The organism is Nostoc sp. PCC 9305 (assembly GCF_963920915.1).
Lineage (GTDB): Bacteria > Cyanobacteriota > Cyanobacteriia > Cyanobacteriales > Nostocaceae > Nostoc.
Window position 1 is genome coordinate 16,296 of sequence record NZ_CAWUDN010000052.1, and the last position, 24,492, is coordinate 40,787.

The following is a 24,492-nucleotide window of genomic DNA, read 5'->3' on the forward strand; positions in this document are numbered from 1 at the left end:
TCTAACGTTTGTAAACCAAGAAACCCGCGATCGCATCCAAAAGTGCTTCAGGCTCATCTGCGCGGATTAAATGACTGCTATTCTCAAAAATTCTCAAATCTGCATTAGGAATTGCCTGAGCAATTTCTTCAGAAAATTCTGGGGCGCAAATCCAGTCATGCCGACCTGCAATCACTAAAGTAGGTGCGGTAATTTTGTGTAACTGGTCAAGAATATTGTAGTTGCGGAGGAAACCGCCAAAAGCAACATTAATCGCATCAACTGAGAGAATATTTCGCTGCCAAGCAATGGCTGAGGTGGTGGGATTATATTTTAGCGAATACATCGATCCCAACACTTGAAAATACTGTCTTAGCTGTTCTTCATTTTCAAAATTTCCATCCCAAAGCCTTTGAGCGCTTGTTTTTTGTTCTTCAGTTCCTTTTGATGCGAGGATTTCCTTAGCCCGTTCTAAAAAGCCACTATGAGCTGCCGTGGCAATCACAATCAGATGAGAGACATTCTGAGGATAGCGGACTGCATAAGTCAGAGCCACCATACCACCGTAAGAACCTCCAATCACAACGATTTTGTCCAGACCAAGGTGTTGGCGCAACGCTTCCATATCTTCAACATTATTGTCTAGAGTATAGGTTTCTTTAGGCCCACGGGCAGACCTGCCTTGACCGCGATGGTCAAAATAGACTAGTTGAAGTTTTTGGCTTAAAGTCGAGAAGGTTGGTTTGAAGGAAGTATGATCCGCACCAGGCCCACCGTGAATTAGAAAGGCGACAGGTTTAGAGCAGATGCTCGCACCATCCACCACTAATGCAGAACCTTCCACATCAAAGAAAATCTCTGTATCTCTTATTTTCGCTCGCATTTTCGGGATTGTATACAATTATGTGATTTACGCCTAATTATGAATGACTTAGCGCAGCAAGACGTAGCCCATTAGACCTCTTGTAAAAATATATTTTTGCACTCTTTAGGTTAAAGGTTAAAGGGTAAAGGGTAAAGGGTAAAGGGTAAAGGGAAAGGATTTTGAGTTTTTTTACCCTTTTCCCCCGTCCCTTATCACTAGAGGGGGCCCCACCTTCTCCTTTACCCCGACAAATGCCAAGAAGTCTATTATGAATTAGTAATTATTTTGTTAACTACCAGCTACCGTAAATCCCTGTTTTTCAAACACACTTTTGGCTTGGTTGCCCGATAAAAATTGCAAAAAATCCTTAGCGGCATCGACATTTTTACTGCTTTTGAGAACTGCGATGGGATAGACGACGGGAGAATGGGTTTTTTCAGATGCAGTTGCTACAATTTTGACTTTTGGCGTACTTTTGGCATCTGAGAGGTAGACGATCCCAGCATCAGCATTGCCTGATTCTACGTAATTGAGGGCTTGACGAACGTCTTTGGCATAGACGGCTTTGCTTTTAATTTGGTCAAGAATTTTTAATGAAGTTAAGACTTGTTGAGCATATTGTCCAGCGGGGACACTTTTGGGTTCGCCTAGAGCAATTTTCTTAATGCGTGGTGAAGTTAAGTCTTTGAAATCAGCCACAGTTATGGAATTTTGGGGTACTATCAACACCAATTGATTTTTCAGTAAGTCCTTGCGAGTCCCATCAACTAACAAACCTTTTTTCTGTAAAGCATCTATCTGTTTAGTTGCAGCTGAGATAAAAACGTCAACTCCTGCACCCTGTTCAATCTGCTGTTGCAAAGCGCCTGATGAACCAAAGTTGTAGCTCAGAGTAACATTTGGCTTCTCTTTAGTGTAGAGAGGTTTGATTTCGTCCATTGCATCTCTGAGGCTAGCAGCTGCTGATATCGTCAAATTTGCTGTTTGGGCTGCTGGGCTAGGAGTTGAGGATAAGTTAGGTGTAGTCGTTTGACTACAGCCAACGATTAGTAAAAATGAGATAAATACCCAACTGACAAAAGTCAGCATTCGTTTATTATTCATTTGCAGTCTCTCAAGCATTTTTTCTTAATTAATTCATAATTTACCAATCTAGCGGACTAGTAACCAAAAAAACTGGTAAAAAATCACAGATTACCACTTATAACTGACTGTTATCAATAACTGTACCGATACTGACTAAAATTTTGCCAGCTTTTTACCAACTTATATGGTAAAAAGCTGAAAATCTGGTAATAATAATGCATCGGGTGTTTTTTAGTACCAACTATTTCAGGAATCAAGTTGGTCTAATAGTATTTGAGGTGTGAGGTTAATGTCTGGTTTTTTACATAATTCATTGTTGATTGCTCCAATCTTATTAGTAGTTAGTCTGGTGAATGCTCAAGGTGCATCAGCTATTCCAGCAGATATGCAGACTACTCAGTCTCCGGCAAAAGAAGGTGTGGTTGCTCAAACAGATAATCAAGCTGTTTTGACTGCACCTATCGGCGTTACTTCATCTGACCAGAGCCAGCAGTTCAACGATCGCAGCAGCAAAAATCCGAACTCAGTTATGAGTCAGGTTACTTCAGTCTCTCAACTATCTGATGTACAACCTACAGATTGGGCATTCCAGGCTTTACAATCTTTAGTTGAGCGCTACGGTTGTATAGCTGGATATCCTAATGGCAGCTTCCAAGGAAATCGGGCAATGACTCGTTATGAGTTTGCCGCAGGTCTTAACGCTTGTCTGAATCGGGTTAATGAATTGATTGCTACTAGCACAGCAGATTTAGTCACAAAAGAAGACTTAGAAACCTTGCGAAAATTGCAAGAAGAATTCGCTGATGGACTAGTTGAAATACGGGGACGGATAGATGGGTTGGAAGCTCGTAATGCAAACCTGGAAAATCAACAATTTTCAACTACTACCAAGTTAAATGCAGAAATAATTTTCTCTGTTGGGAGTGTGTTTGGTGGGGATAGAGCGCTAGATTCCGATCGCTGGAGAAGAATTGAAGCAGCTCCTGCGGGTACAGCTAGAGAGGCTGCAAGAGCTAACGAGTATACAGCATCGGGTGGACGAAGGCTTCAGGACAATGCGATTTTCAGTGATCGCATCCGCTTGAATCTAATTAGTAGTTTCACTGGCAAAGACCAGTTGTTTACCCGTTTAGAAGCGAATAACACCACAGCCTTTAGTGGGGCAGTCACAGGTACAAACATGACCCGTGTATCGTGGGACGGGAACAACGACAACAACATTGTACTGGGCAAATTATATTATCGCTTCCCGGTAGGTGACAAAATCAATGTCATTGTTGATGCTATTGGTGGGGAATTCTACGACAACTTCAATACTGTTAACCCTTTGCTGTCCTCAACCCCGATTGGATCTCTTTCGCGGTTTGGTCGATTCTCCCCTATTTACCGCGCCAGTAATACGGGTTCTGCTAGTAATACAGGTTCAGGGGTCAGCGCCATCTTTAAATTGAGCGACGCGATTACTTTATCTGGGGGTTATCTTGCTAGAAGAGCTAACGATCCTAGTGCTGGTGCAGGGCTATTTGACGGTAGTTATGGTGCTTTAGCTCAATTAGCATTCCAGCCCAACCAAAACTTAACTTTTGCTTTGAGCTATGCACACTCTTACTTTACTGGTAGTAATAATGATGTTTCCGTTTCGGGGGCTTATGGTAGCGCTTTCGCTAATACCCCATTTGGTGCTGGTGTTGCCACTTCAGCCAATCATTATGGGATAGAAACCAGCTATCGTTTTAACCCCCAATTTGTACTTTCTGGTTGGGTTGGGTATAGTCAAGCGATCGCAGAGGTTAGTTCTGGTGCAAATGTTAATAGAGGTGATAAGGCAGACATCTGGAACTGGGCGGTCACTTTAGCTCTCCCTGATTTAGGCAAAAAGGGTAACTTGGGAGGTTTAATCTTTGGTCAACCACCCAAGGTGACGAGTAATGACTTTGGCCCTGCTGTTCTTACTGCTACTAGTAATCTTCGTGAAGATAGCGATACATCTTTCCATTTAGAAGGACTATATCGCTACCAAGTGAATAACAATATCTCAATTACACCAGGCTTGATTGTGATATTTAACCCAGAGCAAAACAGCAATAATGACACTATCTATACAGGAGTTGTTCGTACTACATTCCGATTCTAGATAATTTTGCATTAAAAAGACGGCAGTCGTTACAACAGGGAGACAGTCTGCTAGGTGGCTTTGCCGACTTGTTAATAGAATGCCTTCCCGAATTGTGGAGACTGCCATTGCAAAAGGAAATATGAATTTTTACCCAAATATTGTTTTGAAATGTAGCAAGATCCTGTAGCACTTCCCTACGGGACGCTACGCGTTAGCGGAGCTGATACGTGAAAGCTAGCTATGCGTAGCATCTCCGACAGGAGAAGGATACCCGATGGAACGATCTAATTGGAGTACGAAGACCTCAAAAAAGATGAACTTGCACCGAAAACTTATCTTGCATCTGTCAAATAACAGTCTGAAAAGTGGTTAGTTGAACTAACTACTTTGTATTCCTTTTATTACCAAATAAGTTGGTTTAAAAAGATGCAAATACCAAACAAATTATTTAGTAAATTATTCACGTATATTTTCTATATTAATAGTAAAAATTCATATATTTTCTATTTGTAATCATACAGATTCATTTAATTACTTGTTAATATTTACGTGTAAAGAAAAAACCAGTAGGGGTCATCAAATGCAAGTTAGCGCTCGTAATGCTCTCAAAGGAACTGTAAAAAACATCGTCGTTGGCTCTGTAAATACTGAAGTAACGATAGAAGTAGCACCAGGGGTAGAGGTGACTGCAATTATTACCAAATCATCAGCAGAAAATCTCAAACTTACTGAAGGTAAAGAAGTCCACGCCATAATTAAATCATCAGACGTAATGATTGCCGTAGGCTAAGTAATTGTTGAGATTCTATTAAGGGGGGGGCAGTTTGATTGCCCCCTGTAAAGCGATGTCTACGACGGGCTACGCCTACGGGTAGGTAACTCGTTACTACAACTTTCCTATCAATAATATGTAGATAAGCTAAACCAAAGATATTTAGTCTATTAGCCACATCAGCAAATGTCTGCATAGGATTGCGATCGCAGGCTTCCGATGTCCCAAGATAGTGATAAACTGCTGTACTAGTAATTGTTCCAAGTATTCTTTGAGAATTATCAAGTCATATCGCGCACCATGAAGGGGGATAAATCTCAACCCAAAGGCAGCAGTTATAGATGCCGTACTGATTCTTGCATCAGCCCTTAGAAAGCAATAATACCTAAAAGACCCCGCAGCAAGGCTGTGGGGTTCATTTCATTGGGCATTCAACCCAGGACAAAGAGCAAACTGGTAGTAATAGATCGGTGCTAGTCAAAGAGCAGGGATAATCGAATAAAAGACTATCACGACATCTCCGCAGAGGTAGCAGCACCACATTTGCGACACCGATAGCGTACCACTCCGTGGAAGCAAGCTACGCGTAGCGTCTCCAAGAGTTGCGTTAGCGAGTCCGCGTACTCTTTCAGAGAAGCAAGCTACGCTTTTAGCGTCTCGTAGAGAGCGTCATAGCCCGTCGTAGACATCGCTATATTTGCACATAGCTCTTTTAATAGTGCCTGGAACAAATACCAACTTTACAGGTATTAAATCAGGAAAATGTATAGACAAGTACAATACTTGCTACCAACTAGGTGGTAAATTTTACGACTGATAAAGAATTAAAAAGCGATGAACTTAACACCCAGTGAGTTAGAACGCTATCACCGCCAAATGATGCTTCCCAATTTTGGAGAAGCAGGACAAAAGCGCTTGAAGTCTGCAACGGTTTTGGTTACAGGTGTAGGAGGATTAGGCGGTACATCAGCGCTATATTTGGCAGTAGCGGGTGTTGGGCGGCTAATCCTAGTTCGGGGTGGTGATTTACGGCTAGATGATATGAATCGTCAGGTTCTAATGACAAATGATTGGGTAGGTAAGCCCAGAGTATTCAAAGCCAGAGAAACTCTGCAAGCTATTAATCCTGATATTCAGGTGGAAGCAGTTCATGATTACGTTACAAAAGAGAATGTAGACTCTTTAGTGCAATCTGCTGATATAGCTGTTGATTGCGCCCACAACTTCACAGAGCGGAACTTGCTCAATGAGGCTTGCGTGCGATGGCAAAAACCAATGGTGGAAGCTGCAATGGACGGAATGGAAGCTTACCTGACAACCATTATTCCTGGTGTCACTCCTTGTCTATCATGCTTGTTTCCAGAAAAGCCGGATTGGGATCAGCGTGGGTTCGCGGTTCTCGGTGCTGTTTCTGGGACACTAGCTTGTCTTAGTGCATTAGAGGTAATAAAGCTGATTACTAAGTTTAGTGAACCCCTATTGTCACAACTGCTGACAATCGACTTAATGCGAATGGAATTTGCCAAACGACATTCTTATCGCGATCCTTCTTGTCTGGTGTGTGGTAGCAGTTCTTGCTCGGAAAATTCGTAAATAGTAGGATAATCGTAGCGATCGCTCTATAAGCGGATCGCCACAACTTATCTACTCATTTCGAGCTATTCTGTAGCAATTATGACATCTGACGCTTTAATCACAGCGATCGCTTGTTTTCCCTCTTGAAGTTGGAGATGCTCTACCGACTCCTTGGTAATAATTGCAGTTACTTCCACCCCAGGCACAATTTCTAATGTTACCTCAGAGTTGACTGCTCCTGGGTGAATTTTCTTAATAGTTCCTTTTAAGGAATTACGAGCGCTAACTTCCATATTTTGAGCCTCCCTAGTTATAAGATAATTCTGAACTGAGTAATACTAACAACTATAAGATTGTTGGATTATCCTCATTTAGCTCAAAGCAGAAGAAGCCCCACGTCTCACTCTGTACTCAGAGGAGCGTGGGATGAATTCTGGGCAATGAGGAATTGACCAACGAAAGATAGTGAAAGCAGTTCACTCTTGCATGTTGGTCGATGACGAATTGCCTATCTCCGGGATTTTTAATGAGTCAATAAGGTCTTCAACAACGTGAGTCATCGTCGTATCCTTCATTGCTGCATATAGTCGCAACTTATTTAATCTGCGTTCACTCATTCGCATTTTGAACCATTCTGTTTTCATTTTGTACCCACAGATTACCTACATTTATGATATTATCAGATGACAAGGAGGTGATTAAAAGTGTTGAAAGCAGTTAAGGTCAGGCTATACCCAACAACCGAGCAACAAGAAAGACTAGCCAGATCGTTTGGTTGTGCAAGGTGGTATTGGAACTATGCGCTCAATGCTTGCATTCAACACTATGAACAAACTGGAAAGTCATTAAAAATGAGTGAATACAAGGGTTTACTGCCTCAATTGAAAGTGGAGTACCCTTGGTTAAAGCAAGATTGCTATTCGTCAGTTTTGCAGTGCGTAGCTATTAATCTAGACAAAGCTTACAAAAACTTTTTTGAAGGACGGGCTAAGTTTCCCAAGTTTAAATCAAAAGTTGATAAGCAGTCTATTCAGTATCAGCAAAGCGTTACCGTTGTAGGTGATAATTTAAAAATTCCTAAGATTGGTGAAGTGAAGGCAGTATTTCACAGACAAGTTTTGGGAATAATTAAAACTGTCACCATCAGCAAAACTGCTACTGACAAGTACTTTGCCTCAATCTTCGTTGAGGGTGAATGCAGTGATAATAAATTGGGTGGAGATAAAATACTCGGTATTGATCTTGGGTTAAAGGACTTTGCGATTGTCCACGATGGAGAGGAAGTTACCAAGTATTCCAACCCTAAACACTTGAAACGTCACGAGAAAAATCTAGCCCGGAAGCAGAAAAAATTTGCTCGAAAAGTTAAAGGAAGTAAATCAAGACACAAACACAAAGAACTAGTGGCAAAGGTTCACGAACGAGTATCAAATTCCCGCCAAGATTTTTTGCATAAACTCAGCAGAAAGTTGGTTAATGAAAGTCAAATTATTGTTGTGGAAAACCTTCACATAAAGGGAATGGTACGGAACCGGAAGCTATCTAAAAGTATATCCGACGTAGGCTGGGGGATGTTTGTTAATTTCGTTGATTACAAGTTAAAGGACTCATTGGGTCAGCTTGTTGAAATACATAGATTTTTCCCCAGTTCAAAAACTTGTTCATGCTGTGGTCATGTTGTTGATGAGTTGCCGTTAGATATCAGAGAGTGGGATTGTCCGAAGTGTAAATCTCATCACGATAGGGACGGCAATGCCAGCCAGAACATCAGAACAGAAGGCATTCGGATATTATCTATGGACGGAGGGAACCCCGTTCTTGCCGAGTCGAGGCGAAGTAAGACCAAGAAACCGCAAGGGGGAAAGGCATTTGTCAATGAAACCGGAAGCCCACACCCAATCTGTACTCAGATGGGTGTTGGGTAGTTCACTGAGATATCTTCAGCCTTACAGAATAACTTAGATATCAGATTAGTATTAGAAAATGAACTCTCCGTTGTAGGCGTCTTTAATCAGAAGGGTTTTCAGAAATATTTTGGTTTCAAAGGAGAAGGAGGAGCAGATAATATGACAATATTTCTCACATTACTAACGTAACGACCTCCAGCTTTGTCACCTGGGACTACTAAACGAGCAAATCCTTCATCTATTAAAGGCACAACATTACCATCACTACCTTTTTTTTCAAATGCAACTAGCACTGTTTTCCCTTCAAAGTTAGGTTGAATTTCACCAATAGCTACGACTGCACCATAGCAATCTGTGGCGTCAACTAGAACATATTGCCTCAGAAAAGAGTTTTTACTATTCACCCCAGAATTCCCAGGTTTTAGACCACCTCCGGCTTTCGGATTATTAATCAATTCCCATAGAGGAACTCCATAGTATGTTTCTGTTCGTGGCCCTGAGCCGGTTTGAAAGCTCACAGTGATTTCAGTAACTAATGCTGGATTTTGTTTCTTTAAAGCATCTCGCAAATTCTTCAGTTTTTGCAAGTTATAAGTGGTTGGATTATTGAGTTCTCCACCCAAGCGAAAACTTTGCGAATAACCTCCAATACACTTATTTTTATCCCAGACAGAAGGTGTTTTTTCTTCTTTTTCTGAGGGAAGAATACTTCTTGAGTCAGCTAAAGTAGGCTGCCATAAAACCAGTATCGATAGCATTAAAGACGCAATGGGGATCGTGCGGGTAAAACGCATAAAACATTTCTCCGTTTACTATTGAATATTGAAAAAACTAGATTGTTTTGCTCAAAGGTATTTGCTCACCAAAAATTAGTATCGTTATCGCCAAAATTGAGCATTTTGACAATAGATTCTGTTAGATAAGAAGAAAAACGGTTCTATCGTTAGACTTTCAACTCCTTACCAGACGCTACTAAATAGCTAGTTTTTAATAACTGATATTAAAAACTAATGAATCCTGATGCCAAAATTAGTCGCAAACCTCTTGTTAGATTTGCGTTTTTCCAATTGGATAAGTGTATCTGTGTAATCTAATGAAGATAATACCAACTTATTGAGTAAAATACCAACTAATATAGTAATCAAACACGAACAAAATTAATTTTTATTTCTTTTCAAAATAGTTCAGCTTAATATTGTATAGAAACTAAGCTGTCGTTATTTACCTTATAAATAGGTAACTATCAAGTTAATAAACTCTTGATAAGTGAGACTCACCTGTAAATTGGAAAACTGTCCGAGTTATGGGGAAGGGTTGTAGTTGTCACGACACTATAGTTGAAGCAAAAGCATAGAACGACTAGACTATTCCGTGTATACAACCAATAGACCAAATAAATGCTACAATTCCTGATGCAGTGAATAGAGCGATATAGCCATCTATCGCTCTATTTCATCAACTGTTTAAGAGCTTCGCAAAACGCCTATTTACTTCCATTCTAAGTCTTGCCTAAGCGCTGTTCTTTCTGGCTCAACTCCTGCGTTTTAACAACTGCAATCTTAAGTATCAAACTAAATATCAAAATGCACTACTGTGCCATCGTCATTTTGACTGCAATATCGCATGGTTTACCAAAGTACGGTGAACTTGTCACTAAAATATTTACACCAGTACTAGCATAATCCTTTATATTTTCAGAGGTAATACCACCAGCAGCTGCTAGTTTTAAGTTTGGATACTGCTGCTTCAATTTCAAAACTAGAGGCTCAAGGTCTGGTAGGGAAATTTTATCAAACTGAATTAAATCTACACCTGCTTGAGCAGCTATCCAAGCATCTTCTGGTGTATCTACTTCAACGCAAATATGTTGTTCTGGAAACTGTCGTCGCAGTTCATTCATGCGCTCAATTAACCCACCTATACCTCCCAGAAATATCAGGTGTTGGTTAAAGATCAGAACTGTTTCAGATAATCCTAAGCGATGAAAAAAACCTCCGCCAGCTAGAACTGCTTTGATGGAAAGCGCTCTAGTACCTGGAAAACATTTACGAGTAGTCACAATAGAAACAGACTGATTTACAGTTTTAGCAGTATCTACTAATACTCTTGTACGCGAAGCAATGCCGGAGGCGTATTCCATCAAATTTAAAGCAACTCTCCAGCCACTGTGCAAAGCTTGAGCAGTGCCACTAGCTTGAAGAATTAATTGCTTTTCCTGGCAGACTGTACCACTTTCGACTTGATAATGAACTTCGGCACCACAATATTTTAATACTCTGGCTGCTTCTTCAGTAGCGCAAATGGTCATCGGATGACGGGTAGAAAACTCGATTTCACCAGGTTGCTTGCCAATGCCAAGCCCGTAGGTTGTCAAATCTAGGTAGGGAACATCTTCCTGAATTAACCTAGCGATCGCCTCATCTGAGAAGAAAACACTCATTTTAGTTTTATGATCGGCTGACAAATAAATAGCTCAATCAAGATTCCCACTAAACCTAATCTCATTCAGTTGTAGGAATTGTAATAATTACTACTATTCTCCCAAATAGTTGGTAAAAAAATAACTTTATTAATAAAGAATATCTACCTCAGTCGCTAGAATTAGTTAAATGCTGAAATTGTCAATTACTGATTTATAATATCAAGCTTGAATTTAGCAATCATACAGATAGTGTAAATTACAAACATAATCCAAAGAAGATTGAGAATGCTAAATTTAGATGCCATTGATCGTACAACAATGCAATCAGTTCCATACAGTTATGCTGTGATAGAGAATTTGTTGCCCAAAGCAGCTAGGTTGGAACTTGCTGCCAGCTTTCCCCAAGAGCAGTTTCGCTTATCAATAGGGTCAGGATATGGATATCTTTGGAGTGAGATGCGCTCAGATAATTCCTGGCACATGGTAACTCCAGTAGCATCGACTGCACTACAGTACCGATTGGCTCTCAGGATTGCTTTTTTCACAATCTTGATGCAGGTGCTTAGTCGATAGTAAAAATCCAATTTCTACACAAAAGGCGATCGCCTCTATTCTCTGGAAACAAGTAGTTAACTAACAATACAAAAGGCAGTTAGCTTTCTTACAGATTATTCTGATTATATGAGTGCAACTATAGCAATCATACCTACTTTGTAAGCATATCTGCAATTTATTCAGAAGTTAGGGATATGCTTACAAACGATTTAGAAATGCGATATTTTTAAACCTAATTTTCGCTTATACAGTAGTAAAGCTATACCATCCGTGACTAACATAGCAGGTATTGAATCTGATTCAGGAATTGGTGTAATTTGACCCGAACCACTGATTGTGTTGCTAAACTGGCCAAAATCATTCACTCGACGACCAGTAGTAACTAAAAAGTATTTCTGTCCTGTAAGGAGTTCTTGGTTGAAAGTAACAGTACTACCATTAGTAGTAGTATTTGCTATAAGAACATTGGTTAATTGTTCAGTAGGATTGAAACTGTCCTGATATAAAGCTAAGAAAATATCCCATTTTCTATTTGCAGGTGGGGTAGGTTCAGATTCACCACTTATATTATATAAACCTGATTGATCCACCGTAAAATCGAATACACTGTAAGGTACACTCATTCCCAAATTCCCATCTTTTTCACCACTGATAAGAGTGGGAGGATTCCCTGGTGCTACACGCCGCCAAATTGGTTCATTTGTTGTATTTCCCTGATAATTAAAGGTAGCAGCTTTGGAGGGTTGAGCGGTAGAAACAGTAGCTAATGCTACCCCCAGAATAACCATTAATGGTTTTTGAAAAAACTTTGTTTTTAACATAAATTATCTCCTTGGATTTACTAATAGCTTGTTTCAAAAATCTTGAGAGCGAGAAACGTATCAAGCAGATTCTCGATTGTGAGCGACACTCGACAGATGGCGATCGCATAGATAGGATTGCTGGCAAATGTCTCGACTTCCTCACTACTAATGCTTAAATAGTCATTAATATGAGCATTTAAACTTTATGAATTATTCAACAGTATTTATCGCATATTTTTTTATACGAATTTGTGTTTTTGATTGAAGCTATCATACCAACTTGGTTGGAAAAAATCAATTCAACTACGTAATTAAACGCTGACTTGTATCAAAACTTTAAGTAAAAAGTTTTTTTATTTTGCACGACTTACACACATAACAAGACTTCATGAGCAACTACGACTGTGGTGCTTTTACGATGCCCACGGCGAGCGTACCCCTGCTCAAAAACCAGCTATGCAGAAGCTGTAAAGCTTGTGAGATAGCTATGCTTAGGGTGCAGCCTCTGTCTCCGACACGCTATTGGCGTTCGTAGAGAAGCGATCGCAATCTCTACGACGGGCTACACCTACGCAACATAGCTATTTGCTCTCAAAATCCAAGCAAGTTCTTGCATAGTGCGGGGAATGTGTTTGTTTGCTTTGTGCCTTCTTTCACTATGAAAGAAAGCAAATGTGGAGGCATAACAGCTTATTAATCTTGTCCCTCGACAATTTCTTTTTGGATAAAACTAATTTGTGCAGCTAATTCTTGCCGAGTAGAAGCTTTGAATAGATATCGGAAAAAAAACCAGATTAAGTAACCAATTCCAGTCAACTCAAAAACTAGATTTAACTGGGGAATGTCATTTATTACATCTAATACAGCTAGAATTATTTTAACTGCAACAGTCGCTGTAATAATTGTAGTAAAACAAATAACTGGCATCTGGTATTCAGTGGAAAAACTACCTAAGTATTTAGGCAATTTCTCCAAAAATGCAGAGAATTTACCACCAATCTGCTGCCATTGAGGTAAGGGTTGATTATCAGCTATTAGCAATGGTTGAGTATTAATCTCTGAACTTTCAAATCCTGCGATAGGTTCGGTTGATGTAATATCAAAAGATTTAGATTGTTTTATTTCGCTCTCCCGATGTAATGGTTTATCAGCAGGTAGTAGAAATGGCTGAGTATTAATCTCTGAACTTTCAAATCCTGCGATAGGTTCGGTTGATGTAATATCAAAAGATTTGGATTGTTCTACTTCACTTTCCCCAAGTTTACTCTTTTCTTCAGCGATAATAGTTTTCATTTGCTCACCACGGATATCAGATTGAGCGAGTTTCATCAAAGGGGAGTAAATGGCATTGTACATATCCCTTGCCATATTCACCGCACCTTCAAAACCCATATAAGGGCCATTGTGGTAGCCATGACCATTCACATAAGGCAAATGCAACTTCTTCACCAATGCACCCACCCTCGGGCCAGTCAACACCAAATCAGGCTTGACCATCTCCAGCACCTCGAAGAACTCAAGTTCATTGCCATCATCAATATAGATAGTCCCTTCTTCACCTCTGGCAATTACCTTTTCAAAATCCTCTTGGTGTCCAAACTTGGACGACATCGCCACCACTTTCATCCCCAAATCGTCTTCCAGCGCTTTCGTCCAGTGCCACAAACGCGGGCCACCAGTCCAAATACAGACCTTTTTCCCAGTCAAGCGCTCTTTATACCAAGCTAACTTCGACTCATATAATGAAGAGGCAAATGATTTAATTTCTGTCCTCAATATAGATATCTCACCAAAGAGAAATCGACGATATTTTCTCAACTCTCAACAACAGAATAACGCAATTATCGGCTTTGAGGCTCTCGATATGATGACTAATTGTAACCACGAATACTCTTTGTAAATTAATTGATCAGCGCAAGTAAATTGGCCAGATGTATGATATTCTTTATTTATAGGGAATCTAAAACCAGAATAAAAACTCCTTAGATTCCTTTGAAGTGAGTATCAGACCAGCCTCATCAGTTATTGGTGATGGCATAACGTTAATCGAAGTGGAGCAAAACCGCCTAAAAATCGGTTTTTCGTTTGGCGAAGCTGTTGCCATAGCGTAGGCTGGACTGATTTTTTTATGTATCTTCTTTGCAGCGAAAATAATACTTGTCTTGCTGTGAGTAAACAGAAATTTCTCATTCACCTGCCGTATCTGTGGAAGTTTTTTGGATTTTTGGTGACAGAATTGGAACTAATTTTTAGCATCCTTGTTGTATCTCGCATCCCGCTAATATTTACTGCCATATCTGTAAGAAGCTGTTTAACTTCTAGCAAATAACTGCAATATTTATAGTGCTGGATAGACGGTTGATGTCCACTATCTAACAGCATCAATTCAGTCACAAACTGGGTAGTAAATACTTTCAAGATTTACAACTCCAATTTGATTCAATACTCTGCTTGATTACACCATAATCTGGGAGCCGAATTAATAAGTCTGCGCCATTATTGAGGTTTTTATGCGGAAAATCGCTATTTATGGAAGAGGGGGAGTTGGCAAGTCCACAACAACTCAAAATGTAGTGGCTGGACTCACTGATCTGGATCGTAAGGTGATGGTTGTAGGGTGTGACTCAAAAGCAGACTCCACCCGGCTCCTCTTGGGGGGATTCCACCAGAAGATTGTACTCGACACGTTGCGTAAAGAAGAAGATGATGATTTGAATCTAGAAGACTTCCGCCAGGTGGGATGGGGGAAGACGCTGTGTGTGGAATCGGGTGGGCCGGAACCTGGTGTAGGATGTGCAGGTAGAGGCATTCTGACATCAATTGGGTTGCTGGAACAACTTGGTGCTTATGATGATGCAGTTAGACTTGATTATACATTTTATGACGGTCTGGGTGACGTGGTATGCGGTGGATTTGTCATGCCCATTCGTGAAGGCAAAGCTCAAGAGGTTTACATTATCACTTCTGGGGAAATTATGGCAATGTATACCGTCAACAACATCTGCCGAAGTATTCAAAAGTATGCACCCATAGGCGGTATACGTCTGGGAGGATTGATTTGCAACTCTCGCAAAGTCGATGAGGAAGATGATTTGATCGAGGCTCTGGCAGAGAAACTGGGGACTCAAATGATCTACTCCATACCCAGAGACAATATGGTGCAGCAAGCAGAGTTCCACCGCAAGACGGTGATTGAGTATGCTCCTGAGTCTGAACAGGCGCAACACTATCGCAACCTAGCAATGGCAATTGACCAGAATACAGATTTTGTCACTCCGAAATCTATGTCTAACGATCAGCTAGAGGAACTGCTGGTACAGTTTGGGTTGTTTAGACACCTCCAGACATTAGGTATTAGCCCAAACTCTACAAAGGTTGCAGATTCATTTTCGGAGATACCTCTTGAATAGGACGATGCAGTAGGGGTTATCCCTCATACAAAGTGTCTGGAGCAATTGGCGATCTCTGACTCGAAAAAGCAGAAAAACTGCGTAAACTTCTTACCACCATTTGAGAAATCGGCGTTCTGAACCACGCCAAAATTCGTCTACCTCATTGAAGGAGGAGAACTCATTATGTTGACCGAAGAGGTTTTAGTCCAAAAATTTATCACCGTAGTCAAGGAACGCTGTGCCAAAGTAGGTGAGTTGCTCCAGTACTGCCACGTCGAACTCGTAAACTCTTACTGGGGCTGCCCTCCAAAACTTATACAACATTTTGTTGTTTATTATCCTAATATGCTGTTTGCCTCAATTAATGACAACAAAGATGTTTTCAGAGGCGTTGCTCAAGATTTGGGGATATGTCAGGCTGTTTGCATAAATGCCACACGCATTATTCGCGATCCCGCCTCAAGGTTGAAGGAAAAGAACCCGATCTTATGGTTGGAACTCCAGTGGGTGGCAGTACCAACTAAAAAAGGCAATTGGCATTTAGATCAGGATTTACCGCACTCGGACTAAGTACAGCTTTGCGTGAAACCGTGGCGAATTGAGGGTTGAAATTTAAACGCAAAGGGGCGCAGAGTATAGCGCAGAGTAACGCAAAGTCTGTTTGAGTCCATTCGCTACGAATTAATGCAAAGCTGTACTAAGTTTTCTGTTGGTGATGTAGCTTGCCGACTGCGATTGCTAAATCACTAAAATAGTATCCAAAAATGCAAGTATTTTAGCGATATGTATGCTATGCTTGCAGAAAATAAGCAAAATTGTCAAAACATCAATATGTCTGACAACAAAAGCGGCAAATACGAGAAAACCTTGCGATTGACCCAACAGATTTAAGTTTGTCTGCTGTGGCTTTTTCTAACGGAGATATACAGCCTCATGAAACTGGATGTGAATCTTTGCAATAACCTGAAGTCAATTAGAACTCGCTTGGGTATGAGTCAGCAAGAATTAGCTAATATAGCTGGCGTAACTCGTCAGAGTATTGGTGGTGTGGAACTAGGGCAATATGCTCCTTCTGTTGCTATGTCGCTGCGTTTAGCCAAAGCTCTTGGCTGCCAAGTCGAGGACTTATTCTGGTTTGAAGAAGATTTACCAGAAGTTGAGGCAATTCTTGCGGGATCAGTCCCTAAGCAACAGCGATCGCGAGTTAGTCTAGCGCGGGTTGGGGATCAATGGATAGCTTATCCCCTCGTTGGGAATGATGCTTTTCGGATCGAAATGATTCCAGCTGATGGTGAGACGCTTGCAGCGATCTACCCTGATGCTAAGGAATCCCCAAGGGTGGAAGAGTTACCCAGCATCAGCAAATTGCCCTTAGCGTCAGAAGTAGCTAGTAATGAGCGTCAATCGGAGGGTGAAGCACAAAACCAAAACGTTACAAATAAAGTCCTGGTTCGGATTCTGGATGATATAGACAAACTACACAATACAGTTGTGATTGCTGGTTGTACACCTGTGCTTTCCCTCTTGGCAAGAGCAACTGAACGTTGGCATCCGCAACTGCGAATTCATTATCGTTTCGCCCACAGCAAGGCTGCATTGCATAGTCTGTGCAAAGGTGAAGTTCATATTGCAGGAATGCACTTATACGATCCCAAAACTGGGGAACATAACATTCCCTTTGTGCGGGAAGCCTTAACAGGCAAGAGTGCCGTTTTGATTACCCTTGGAGTTTGGGAAGAAGGTTTGTTAGTCCCACCAGGAAACCCAAGGGGAATTAAAACAGTTTCCGACTTAGTAGAATTTGGAGCAACTATTGTTACCCATGAAGCGGGTTCTGGCGGTCAGATGCTTTTAGAACGGAAACTCCAAGAAGAAGGAGTGCCATCCCAGACTGTGAAAGGATTTACCCATATCGTCCACAGCCATCAAGATGTTGCCTTATCTGTAGTCTCAGGAATTGCTGATGCAGGGATCAGTACGGCATCTATAGCTGCTGCTTTTGGGTTGGGATTTATCCCCCTTCATAGTGCGCGATACGACTTGGTGATTATTAAAGAATACTTGGAAGAAGAACCAGTAAAACAGTTCCTCAGTATCTTGGGACATCAGCTAGTGCGATCGCAATTAGAGATTCTCGGCGGCTATGACACTAGCAAGATTGGGGAAGTTGTAGCAAATATTTAAATAATTCGTAATTCGTAATTCGTAATTCGTAATTACGCACGCAGACTCGCTTTTCGCGTCGCTAACGTAATTTGTAATTATTAACCCACGGCTAAAAAATATGTCTTTTACTTTCCACAACTCAAGTTAGCTGCTCTGTCTTTCAATTGCGAATTACTGAAGCAAATCAAAATCACTCAACAAGTTAGCTGATCATGAATCATGACTTCACGATGAATAAACATCCCGTTCACATTAACGATACAACCTTGCGAGATGGCGAACAAGCGGCAGGTGTAGCCTTTAATGTTGAAGAAAAAATTGCGATCGCTACTTTTCTTGATGCCATTGGTGTTCCAGAACTGGAAATTGGCGTTCCGGCAATGGGACAAGAAGAAGCAGAGTCGATCCGAGCGATCGCTAATCTGGGATTAAATGCCCAGTTACTTGGTTGGAACCGTGCTAAATTGTCCGATATCCAGGCATCTATAGATTGTGGTTTGGAACGGGTGCATATTTCCGTTCCCGTCTCAGAAATTCAGATTGCCGCTAAGTTTGGGGGCAAGCAGCAGGTAATGCTGGATCTGCTGCGGGATGCGATTAATTTCGCTTGCGATCGCGGTTTAGCTGTATCTGTTGGCGGAGAAGATTCTTCCAGAGCCGATCCATCTTTTCTATTGGATGTGGCGTATTATGCTCAAGAGTTGGGAGCTTTCCGGTTTCGCTTTTGTGACACTGTAGGAATTCTCGACCCTCTGAACACTTACAGCAAAGTTCGCTCCCTTGTGCATCATCTATTCATTCCCATAGAAATGCACACGCATAATGATTTTGGACTGGCAATGGCGAACTCGCTAGCTGGTATTGAAGCAGGAGCGCGATCAGTTAACACTACAGTAAATGGGATTGGTGAACGCGCAGGTAATGCGGCGCTGGAAGAAATTGTGATGGCACTGAAACACCTCTACAACATCCCAACAGGTATTAATACAAAACGGTTGCTGGAACTGTCACGGTTAGTTGCTAAAGCTGCTAATTGGCCGGTTCCTCCCTGGAAAGCGATCGTGGGTGAAAATACTTTTGCACACGAGTCAGGGATTCATGCTCACGGTGTGTTGCAAAATCCTGGTACTTACGAACCTTTTGCGCCGGAAGATGTTGGTTGGGAACGTCGCCTTGTTGTAGGCAAACATTCCGGTCGGCATCTGATCATCAGTGTGCTGCAAGAACATGGAATCATACTCAGTCAGCCAGAAATTCAATCAGTGCTGGATGCTGTAAAGCATGAGTCTGTAAAAGTTAAGCGCAGTCTCACTGTTGAAGAACTCCTGAGTTTTGTTCCCCAAAGGTGAACTCAATGAGGAGTCGGGAAGGTTAAGAAAGCATCACAATTCCGTCCCTGGTTAGCGATTGCAGTTATTGTACCAACTGCTAGAATATTACCAATTATGTTGGTAACAGCTATGCCGAGAAAAGAGCAAGGATGGATCACTTTTCAATTGTCTCCAGAAGAACGGCAACTTCTAGAGGAGTACTGCAAGCAGTTCCAACGCACTAAGACTGATGTTTTGCGCTCCCTATTGCGTAGTCTCCAAGGACAATCACTCAAACAGCAGGGAAAGCAATTTGATTCTGGGGAGATCGATCTGGACTTATTTTGAGCAGTGGTGAAAAACCGCTATTGGTAAAGCGAGTTGTCTTGCACCTAAACAAATTTGCAATGGGGTTGGTAATCCCTCTGAAATTGTAAAAAAGCGTTCAAGTTCAAAAATTGACTATGACAAATCTTACAAAATTATTGCGATCGCGTGAAATTCCTTTCAATTACGAAATTGATTGGAATAACTCTCAATACGGTTTGGTTAAAGCAAGAGACGCGATAAATCGCCGTCTCTACAATAATCTTCTGTGGCTTGAGCCAAGCTTCTTGATGCAGAGGTAAATCGATTTTTGATCCTCCAATACCACTTGATGTCCAGGGTAATCATGATTGGTTAATTTTAGTAAAGCGTTTTTTCTACCATGCTTAATTTTGATTCCATTCGTACCACAGCAATGCAAAAAGTCCCATACAATTGGGCTTTGATCAAAAACCTGCTTTCACCAGAAGCAAGCTTAGAACTAACTGCGAGTTTTCCCCACGAAGAGTTTCGCCTGTCGGAGGGAGAGGGATATGGATATTCTTGGGGAAAAATGCTTGCAACTAGCGAGGATATTTCCTTGATGCTCAAATCTAGCGATAATCGCTGGCGAGAGCGGATGGCACAAGGCAGACTTACTTATGACTTGAGACACCTGAGTAAAGTCTGGCGACAGTTGATAGAAGGATTGTGGACAGATTCTTACCGCGCAGCCATAGCTGAAATGTCTGGGTTGGAACTAAAAGACTGTGTAATGGATATTGGATTTCGTCGGTATAGCTCAGGACAGTTGCATCACCCTCATACAGACGAGCGGAACAAAGTTTTAACTCATCTGCTATTTTTCAATCAACAATGGTCTGTAGATTGGGGAGGCTGTTTGCGAATTCTCAAAGATTCCCAGCCGGAATCTGCCTTCCAAGATATTCTACCCCTTAGTGATTCGTCAGTTGCGATCGCACGTTCTGACAATTCTTGGCATACGGTAACTCCGCTTACTTGTCCTGCATCTGAGTATCGGCTAGCCTTACGAGTTGCTTTTTTTCGGAACGATCTAATTTCAGATTTCGGAGAAACCCAGCTAGCTGCGTAGTAATCAAGTCTTTTCTCTCTATTTTTGTCAGTTAATCAGCCTCCTGATTTTCTGCTTCCTCCTTGTTTTCCTTAATCGTAAAAAAGTGTTCAGGTTCAAAAGCTGACTATGACCAATCCTACAGAACTACTGCGATCGCGCTACGGTGAAGTTCCCTTCAATTACGAAATTGACTGGAACGCCTCTCTAGAAACGCTAATAGCCCACCGTTCAGTCCGGTCTTATCTATCTGATCCTTTACCACCAGGAACCCTAGAATGGCTAGTTGCTGCTGCTCAATCTGCTCCTAGTTCAGCTAATATGCAAACCTGGAGTGTGGTAGCAGTTGAAGATCAAGAACGCAAAGCAGAATTATGCAGGCTGGCTAATAACCAAGTATGGATTAACCAAGCTCCCGTATTCTTCGTTTGGTTAGCAGATTTAGGTCGTCTGGCTCATGTTGCTGACACTCGCGGACTAACTCCCGTAGCTCTGGATTACGTAGAACTGTTGGTTAAAGCAATAGTCGATGCTTCAGTCGCAGCGCAAAATGCGATTGTCGCTGCTGAATCTGTTGGTTTAGGAACGGTATACATCGGCGCAATCCGCAAAAGTACTCAAGAGGTAGCCACATTGTTGAATTTGCCGCCTTTTGTGTTCCCTGTGTTTGGGTTGTGTGTGGGTTATCCCAATCCTGAAGCACAACCTGTTGTTAAGCCGCGCCTACCTCAGCCAGCTGTATTCCACCGGGAAACCTATAAATTGGCAGAGCAAGATGAGGCGATCGCTCACTATAACGATATCATGAAAGAGTTCTACACTGAACAAAAGATGAATGTTGCTGGTGATTGGTCGCAACATTCAGCCGAGCGAATAGCCACTTTAGACTATTTAAAAGGGTGTAAAGATTTGCGTGAGACTCTGAATAACTTCGGCTTCAAGTTGTTATAAAAGGAATCAACAGCCAAAAGACACAGAGAACTCTAAGCATTCACCGTACCCTTAATCTTAAGTAAGCTAGCAAGAGCGGCGACTAAAGGAGAACTTCTGATATCTGCACCAAAGCTTTTGACGCTTAAAGACTCAAAACCCTACACTCAGTCTCAAAAGACGATTTCGGTGCGTAAGTCTAAGCAATAGATAAGAACTTACGCACCGTGACAAAATTATGTCATTGCGAGTGCAGCATCTCCAATAGAAGCAATCTCAAACCTTAGTTTTCAGTGCGTAAGTCCTAAGAGGATGTCTGAGAAGTATCAAATATTTCTTGATCCCCCCTAACCCGCCTTAAAAAAGGGGGGAATAAGAGTCTTAAAGTCCCCCTTATTAAGGGGGATTTAGGGGGATCTCCAAGGATTAGGCGTATACAAAAAAGCTTTTCAGATATCCTCTAAAATAGACTCGCTAACTTGTCAAATATAGCAATTCTCCTGCTTGAAACCTTTGTACGAATTTGGGGAATCTGAAGGCATTTAAGCAGTCAACAGGCGAACAATTTAATGGGTATTCCAGCAAGCTTTATCTTTCAAAAAAGGGCTAACCTGTAAGAATCGCTCTTTGACTGAGAATTGCTGATCAAAAATGTAGAATTACCTCGCAAAACCAAAGGAGCTTCAAACAATGAATAATCTATCTACCAAAGACCTCAACAGACTACGCTCTCAAAGCAAAATAATTGTTAGTCGAGTGGAGATTTTCATCGAAACCTACTTATCAGAAACCTCCCTTGATGAGAATCTGGTTAACGAAACCTTAGAAGAGATCGTCAAAGCTGCGAATAACTTAACAACCGCAGCATCAAAGATGAAAACTGCCGAAACCGCACATAAACTCAACGGTTCCAAATAGTTTAATAGGGCTGAGTTAAACCCCACAGCTAAATAATGGGGATTGAATACAGTTCCAAGTGCTGAGTAATCGATGCTAGATACTCAGCACTATTTCAGTTATGGAGATAAATGAATCTAGTCTGTTAGGAAATACCATGCTAAAAGGAATAACTTCAAAGTTCAGCAACTGGTTACAAAGAAATACAATTGTACGTAACCTGGAATTTTTCCAAGACTTTATTATAATTTCTCTCTGCCTTGGTTTATTCTGTGTAATGCTCATCCGACTCGGAGATATGTTCTTCTCCTTTTTGAATCCATTAGATTTGCGGCAAGTAACATCTGATATCCTGTTCATTTTGATTTTAGTAGAGTTATTTCGTCTGTTAATCGATCATCTACAACAACAGCGTACATCCGTAACAGCAGCAGTAGAAATTACTATTGTTTCTGCTTTAAGAGAGGTTATTTTACGCGGTGTACTCGAAATTCCTCGTGACCAAATTTATGGAATAGCTGTATTTTTATTAGTTTTAACAGGAATTATGGTGGCTTTACCTTGGATATCTCGTTTTCTTGAACAGGTCAAAATTGCTAACCCAGAAGCAACAGAAAAAAAGCAATTGTTGGCTGAGAATACTTTAGCTTCTGATTAATTGTAACTACAAATACTGTTTGAAAATTAGTTGGAGATCGCAAGTATTTTTAATAAATGTATGATATTCTTTATATATGGAGAATCAAAAGTACAAAATTCTTCAAAAAAATAAAGTAGACTCCAAGACCAGCAATTCTCATTATGAGCTTAGGGCATAATAATATCCAAAGCCTATTTGATCATGTGTATCAGATTCCAAGCGATATTGCAGAGATTTAATATCCTTGTGTTTCTGTTTCATACATTGTTTGACTTCACAAATGGAAAGTAGTAACTCGTTCATCATCATTTACCAACGAGTAAAACCTTTTTCGATAACTTGCTATTCTATATTCATTCCAGCGAGCTTTTACCTATCAGACTTAAGCTACTCTGTGAAAGAATTCTCCTCATCAGAATTGCTGTTGTTATTTAGAAGGATTTAAGTGCAATCTAAATCGTTGTAGAAATCAAAAAATTGTGAAGTATTGCTTGTTAAGCACTAAACACTAACTAACACATGAGTAGAATACCATGCTTGAGAATCTTCTGAATAACCATAATTTACCGTATCCTGATACGATACATCCCATCATTGTCCATTTTGTGATTGCGATGGTCTTGTTTGCCTTCGTGTGTGATGTCATTGGATACTTTACTAGCAACTACCGTCTTTTTGAGGTGAGTTGGTGGAATATGTTTTTCGCTACAATCTCCATCTTCATCGCCGTTATTTTTGGTCAATTTGAAGCAGGTTTAGCACAACCTTATAACGCAGTTCAACCAGTACTTAATTTACATACACTCCTTGGCTGGTCACTTGCAGGAATTCTGGCAGCTATTACAGCTTGGCGTTACGTGATTCATTGCCGCACTCCAGAAAAGATATCAGTTTATTACCTAGCAGCAAGTCTACTTTTGACTGTTTTGGTAGGCATACAAGTGTATTTCGGAGATGAATTGGTTTGGGTATATGGGTTGCACACTGTACCAGTTGTTGAAGCTATAAAGGAGGGCTTACTGCAATGAACCCTGAAGTTATTGAGCAATTAAAGACTCAGATGGGAGCAAATGGGTTGCCCTACACTATACCCATTCACCCAAATTTAGTTCATCTCACTATAGGTTTGTTCATCCTTGGTATTACCTTTGATTTAATTGGTGCGTTCTTCCCGCTACAACAACCAATCTTCAAGTTTCTAGCAGTTCCTGCCACTCGTTCCAGCTTCTTTGATGCTGGCTGGTACAATATGCTAGGTTCGGCACTCATCACAATTTTTACGGTAGCAGCAGGTTTTTACGAAATCATGTTGGCAGAACCCCTGACTGGGGTAAAGAGTGCCTGGGGATTGGAAGCAATGGAAACAATGCTTTGGCATGGAGTGGGTGGTGTTTTTCTACTAGCGCTGATTCTTGGGATGGCTATTTGGAGAGGATTTCAACGCTATATTTGGCATCAGGATGACAGTCAACAAGTGCAGTGGACTTATTTAGTTTCTGGGCTGTTCATCATGTTCATCATGTTTATCCACGGTACGCTAGGAGCGCACTTAGCTGCTGAGTTTGGGGTTCACAATACTGCTGATATGTTATTGCGCTTGGGTAAAGACCCCAATTTGTCCTTTGTCATTCGTTATTTGTCCTTTGTATAGATACTAATGACCAATGACTAATGACTA

25 protein-coding genes and 2 pseudogenes are annotated in these 24,492 nt (G+C 41.0%); 18 read left to right on the forward strand and 9 right to left on the reverse strand.

All coding sequences use genetic code 11. The features are described from left to right. Position 1: 1 nt before the first annotated feature. Both ACM0OX_RS19615 and modA read right to left on the reverse strand, forming a co-directional pair. Entirely contained in the window at positions 2-862 is an 861-nt protein-coding gene (locus ACM0OX_RS19615; RefSeq protein WP_289798630.1) for an alpha/beta fold hydrolase, read from the reverse strand. Between the two features lie 270 nt (positions 863-1,132). Continuing rightward, positions 1,133-1,948 (reverse strand): molybdate ABC transporter substrate-binding protein, encoded by an 816-nt coding sequence (gene modA / locus ACM0OX_RS19620; protein WP_414516720.1) that lies wholly within the window; start codon positions 1,946-1,948, stop codon positions 1,133-1,135. Between the two features lie 271 nt (positions 1,949-2,219). Between modA and ACM0OX_RS19625 the strand changes: the two genes are divergently transcribed. Then, positions 2,220-4,064, forward strand: coding sequence for an iron uptake porin (locus ACM0OX_RS19625; protein WP_414516721.1), 1,845 nt, complete (start codon positions 2,220-2,222; stop codon positions 4,062-4,064). 562 nt (positions 4,065-4,626) lie between these two features. After that, on the forward strand, positions 4,627-4,836 hold the full coding sequence (locus tag ACM0OX_RS19630) for a TOBE domain-containing protein (RefSeq protein WP_179076568.1): 210 nt from the start codon (positions 4,627-4,629) through the stop codon (positions 4,834-4,836). A gap of 198 nt (positions 4,837-5,034) precedes the next feature. On the opposite strand, the pseudogene ACM0OX_RS19635 reads toward ACM0OX_RS19630, so the two are convergent. After that, positions 5,035-5,184 (reverse strand): annotated as a pseudogene (locus tag ACM0OX_RS19635) (substrate-binding domain-containing protein); the annotation flags it as partial. 468 nt (positions 5,185-5,652) lie between these two features. Here ACM0OX_RS19635 and ACM0OX_RS19640 point away from each other — a divergent pair. Then, on the forward strand, positions 5,653-6,411 hold the full coding sequence (locus ACM0OX_RS19640) for a HesA/MoeB/ThiF family protein (protein WP_174709890.1): 759 nt from the start codon (positions 5,653-5,655) through the stop codon (positions 6,409-6,411). A gap of 65 nt (positions 6,412-6,476) precedes the next feature. On the opposite strand, the gene ACM0OX_RS19645 is transcribed toward ACM0OX_RS19640, so the two are convergent. Then, on the reverse strand, positions 6,477-6,686 hold the full coding sequence (locus ACM0OX_RS19645; protein ID WP_229490067.1) for a TOBE domain-containing protein: 210 nt from the start codon (positions 6,684-6,686) through the stop codon (positions 6,477-6,479). Between the two features lie 411 nt (positions 6,687-7,097). On the opposite strand from ACM0OX_RS19645, the gene ACM0OX_RS19650 reads away from it, so the two are divergent. Further along, positions 7,098-8,318 (forward strand): RNA-guided endonuclease InsQ/TnpB family protein, encoded by a 1,221-nt coding sequence (locus ACM0OX_RS19650; RefSeq protein WP_414516722.1) that lies wholly within the window; start codon positions 7,098-7,100, stop codon positions 8,316-8,318. A 98-nt stretch (positions 8,319-8,416) separates the two neighbouring features. Here the strand turns inward: ACM0OX_RS19650 and ACM0OX_RS19655 are convergent, their stop codons facing one another. After that, complete coding sequence (locus tag ACM0OX_RS19655) at positions 8,417-9,094, reverse strand: hypothetical protein (protein ID WP_414516723.1); 678 nt, start codon at positions 9,092-9,094, stop codon at positions 8,417-8,419. Between the two features lie 794 nt (positions 9,095-9,888). Further along, the gene (gene modD / locus ACM0OX_RS19660) at positions 9,889-10,740 is read right to left on the reverse strand and encodes a ModD protein (protein ID WP_414516724.1); all 852 of its coding nucleotides are present in this window, start codon (positions 10,738-10,740) and stop codon (positions 9,889-9,891) included. 267 nt (positions 10,741-11,007) lie between these two features. Between modD and ACM0OX_RS19665 the strand changes: the two genes are divergently transcribed. After that, positions 11,008-11,295, forward strand: coding sequence for a hypothetical protein (locus tag ACM0OX_RS19665; protein WP_414516725.1), 288 nt, complete (start codon positions 11,008-11,010; stop codon positions 11,293-11,295). A gap of 191 nt (positions 11,296-11,486) precedes the next feature. Here the strand turns inward: ACM0OX_RS19665 and ACM0OX_RS19670 are convergent, their stop codons facing one another. Continuing rightward, the gene (locus ACM0OX_RS19670; protein ID WP_414516726.1) at positions 11,487-12,098 is read right to left on the reverse strand and encodes a PEP-CTERM sorting domain-containing protein; all 612 of its coding nucleotides are present in this window, start codon (positions 12,096-12,098) and stop codon (positions 11,487-11,489) included. Between the two features lie 11 nt (positions 12,099-12,109). Here ACM0OX_RS19670 and ACM0OX_RS19675 point away from each other — a divergent pair, with 11 nt between their 5' ends. Then, positions 12,110-12,256, forward strand: a complete 147-nt coding sequence (locus ACM0OX_RS19675) for a hypothetical protein (RefSeq protein ID WP_414516727.1) — start codon at positions 12,110-12,112, stop codon at positions 12,254-12,256. Between the two features lie 517 nt (positions 12,257-12,773). On the opposite strand, the gene ACM0OX_RS19680 is transcribed toward ACM0OX_RS19675, so the two are convergent. Both ACM0OX_RS19680 and ACM0OX_RS19685 read right to left on the reverse strand, forming a co-directional pair. Beyond that, positions 12,774-13,856, reverse strand: coding sequence for a CAAD domain-containing protein (locus tag ACM0OX_RS19680; RefSeq protein ID WP_414516728.1), 1,083 nt, complete (start codon positions 13,854-13,856; stop codon positions 12,774-12,776). A gap of 414 nt (positions 13,857-14,270) precedes the next feature. Next, complete coding sequence (locus tag ACM0OX_RS19685) at positions 14,271-14,498, reverse strand: IS1-like element transposase (protein ID WP_334727309.1); 228 nt, start codon at positions 14,496-14,498, stop codon at positions 14,271-14,273. Positions 14,499-14,590: 92 nt separating this feature from the next. Between ACM0OX_RS19685 and nifH the strand changes: the two genes are divergently transcribed. The 12 genes and pseudogenes from nifH to ACM0OX_RS19745 all read left to right on the forward strand — a co-directional run bounded on the left by nifH (position 14,591) and on the right by ACM0OX_RS19745 (position 24,465). Next, positions 14,591-15,490 (forward strand): nitrogenase iron protein, encoded by a 900-nt coding sequence (gene nifH, locus ACM0OX_RS19690; protein WP_414516729.1) that lies wholly within the window; start codon positions 14,591-14,593, stop codon positions 15,488-15,490. A 165-nt stretch (positions 15,491-15,655) separates the two neighbouring features. Next, positions 15,656-16,042, forward strand: a complete 387-nt coding sequence (locus tag ACM0OX_RS19695) for a hypothetical protein (protein ID WP_094344901.1) — start codon at positions 15,656-15,658, stop codon at positions 16,040-16,042. A gap of 363 nt (positions 16,043-16,405) precedes the next feature. After that, positions 16,406-17,656: a substrate-binding domain-containing protein gene (locus tag ACM0OX_RS19700; protein WP_094352055.1), complete on the forward strand. Its 1,251-nt coding sequence runs from the start codon at positions 16,406-16,408 to the stop codon at positions 17,654-17,656. A gap of 194 nt (positions 17,657-17,850) precedes the next feature. Next, positions 17,851-18,987, forward strand: a complete 1,137-nt coding sequence (nifV, locus tag ACM0OX_RS19705) for a homocitrate synthase (protein WP_414516730.1) — start codon at positions 17,851-17,853, stop codon at positions 18,985-18,987. Positions 18,988-19,098: 111 nt separating this feature from the next. Next, positions 19,099-19,239 (forward strand): annotated as a pseudogene (locus ACM0OX_RS19710) (CopG family transcriptional regulator); the annotation flags it as partial. Between the two features lie 173 nt (positions 19,240-19,412). After that, positions 19,413-19,577 (forward strand): hypothetical protein, encoded by a 165-nt coding sequence (locus tag ACM0OX_RS19715; protein WP_414516731.1) that lies wholly within the window; start codon positions 19,413-19,415, stop codon positions 19,575-19,577. 80 nt (positions 19,578-19,657) lie between these two features. Next, the gene (locus tag ACM0OX_RS19720) at positions 19,658-20,368 is read left to right on the forward strand and encodes a 2OG-Fe(II) oxygenase (protein WP_414516732.1); all 711 of its coding nucleotides are present in this window, start codon (positions 19,658-19,660) and stop codon (positions 20,366-20,368) included. 108 nt (positions 20,369-20,476) lie between these two features. Continuing rightward, complete coding sequence (locus tag ACM0OX_RS19725; RefSeq protein WP_334837853.1) at positions 20,477-21,298, forward strand: NADPH-dependent oxidoreductase; 822 nt, start codon at positions 20,477-20,479, stop codon at positions 21,296-21,298. A gap of 669 nt (positions 21,299-21,967) precedes the next feature. Beyond that, entirely contained in the window at positions 21,968-22,195 is a 228-nt protein-coding gene (locus tag ACM0OX_RS19730) for a hypothetical protein (protein WP_094332482.1), read from the forward strand. Between the two features lie 136 nt (positions 22,196-22,331). Then, positions 22,332-22,832 carry a phosphate-starvation-inducible PsiE family protein gene (locus tag ACM0OX_RS19735; RefSeq protein ID WP_414516745.1) on the forward strand — a complete coding sequence of 167 codons (501 nt, stop codon included), beginning with the start codon at positions 22,332-22,334 and terminating at the stop codon, positions 22,830-22,832. Between the two features lie 515 nt (positions 22,833-23,347). Beyond that, positions 23,348-23,842 (forward strand): DUF2231 domain-containing protein, encoded by a 495-nt coding sequence (locus ACM0OX_RS19740; protein WP_335220809.1) that lies wholly within the window; start codon positions 23,348-23,350, stop codon positions 23,840-23,842. Beyond that, positions 23,839-24,465, forward strand: a complete 627-nt coding sequence (locus ACM0OX_RS19745) for a DUF2231 domain-containing protein (RefSeq protein WP_414516733.1) — start codon at positions 23,839-23,841, stop codon at positions 24,463-24,465. The genes ACM0OX_RS19740 and ACM0OX_RS19745 overlap by 4 nt, the downstream gene beginning before the upstream one ends. Positions 24,466-24,492: the final 27 nt, after the last annotated feature.

Excerpts from the sequence above, each read along its gene's own strand:
- ACM0OX_RS19615 (WP_289798630.1), bottom strand. The coding sequence starts at position 862 with ATGCGAGCGAAAATAAGAGATACAGAGATTTTCTTTGATGTGGAAGGT.
- modA (WP_414516720.1), bottom strand. The coding sequence starts at position 1,948 with ATGAATAATAAACGAATGCTGACTTTTGTCAGTTGGGTATTTATCTCA.
- ACM0OX_RS19625 (WP_414516721.1), top strand. The coding sequence starts at position 2,220 with ATGTCTGGTTTTTTACATAATTCATTGTTGATTGCTCCAATCTTATTA.
- ACM0OX_RS19630 (WP_179076568.1), top strand. The coding sequence starts at position 4,627 with ATGCAAGTTAGCGCTCGTAATGCTCTCAAAGGAACTGTAAAAAACATC.
- ACM0OX_RS19640 (WP_174709890.1), top strand. The coding sequence starts at position 5,653 with ATGAACTTAACACCCAGTGAGTTAGAACGCTATCACCGCCAAATGATG.
- ACM0OX_RS19645 (WP_229490067.1), bottom strand. The coding sequence starts at position 6,686 with ATGGAAGTTAGCGCTCGTAATTCCTTAAAAGGAACTATTAAGAAAATT.
- ACM0OX_RS19655 (WP_414516723.1), bottom strand. The coding sequence starts at position 9,094 with ATGCGTTTTACCCGCACGATCCCCATTGCGTCTTTAATGCTATCGATA.
- modD (WP_414516724.1), bottom strand. The coding sequence starts at position 10,740 with ATGAGTGTTTTCTTCTCAGATGAGGCGATCGCTAGGTTAATTCAGGAA.
- ACM0OX_RS19665 (WP_414516725.1), top strand. The coding sequence starts at position 11,008 with ATGCTAAATTTAGATGCCATTGATCGTACAACAATGCAATCAGTTCCA.
- ACM0OX_RS19670 (WP_414516726.1), bottom strand. The coding sequence starts at position 12,098 with ATGTTAAAAACAAAGTTTTTTCAAAAACCATTAATGGTTATTCTGGGG.
- nifH (WP_414516729.1), top strand. The coding sequence starts at position 14,591 with ATGCGGAAAATCGCTATTTATGGAAGAGGGGGAGTTGGCAAGTCCACA.
- ACM0OX_RS19695 (WP_094344901.1), top strand. The coding sequence starts at position 15,656 with ATGTTGACCGAAGAGGTTTTAGTCCAAAAATTTATCACCGTAGTCAAG.
- ACM0OX_RS19700 (WP_094352055.1), top strand. The coding sequence starts at position 16,406 with ATGAAACTGGATGTGAATCTTTGCAATAACCTGAAGTCAATTAGAACT.
- nifV (WP_414516730.1), top strand. The coding sequence starts at position 17,851 with ATGAATCATGACTTCACGATGAATAAACATCCCGTTCACATTAACGAT.
- ACM0OX_RS19715 (WP_414516731.1), top strand. The coding sequence starts at position 19,413 with ATGACAAATCTTACAAAATTATTGCGATCGCGTGAAATTCCTTTCAAT.
- ACM0OX_RS19720 (WP_414516732.1), top strand. The coding sequence starts at position 19,658 with ATGCTTAATTTTGATTCCATTCGTACCACAGCAATGCAAAAAGTCCCA.
- ACM0OX_RS19725 (WP_334837853.1), top strand. The coding sequence starts at position 20,477 with ATGACCAATCCTACAGAACTACTGCGATCGCGCTACGGTGAAGTTCCC.
- ACM0OX_RS19730 (WP_094332482.1), top strand. The coding sequence starts at position 21,968 with ATGAATAATCTATCTACCAAAGACCTCAACAGACTACGCTCTCAAAGC.
- ACM0OX_RS19735 (WP_414516745.1), top strand. The coding sequence starts at position 22,332 with ATGCTAAAAGGAATAACTTCAAAGTTCAGCAACTGGTTACAAAGAAAT.
- ACM0OX_RS19740 (WP_335220809.1), top strand. The coding sequence starts at position 23,348 with ATGCTTGAGAATCTTCTGAATAACCATAATTTACCGTATCCTGATACG.
- ACM0OX_RS19745 (WP_414516733.1), top strand. The coding sequence starts at position 23,839 with ATGAACCCTGAAGTTATTGAGCAATTAAAGACTCAGATGGGAGCAAAT.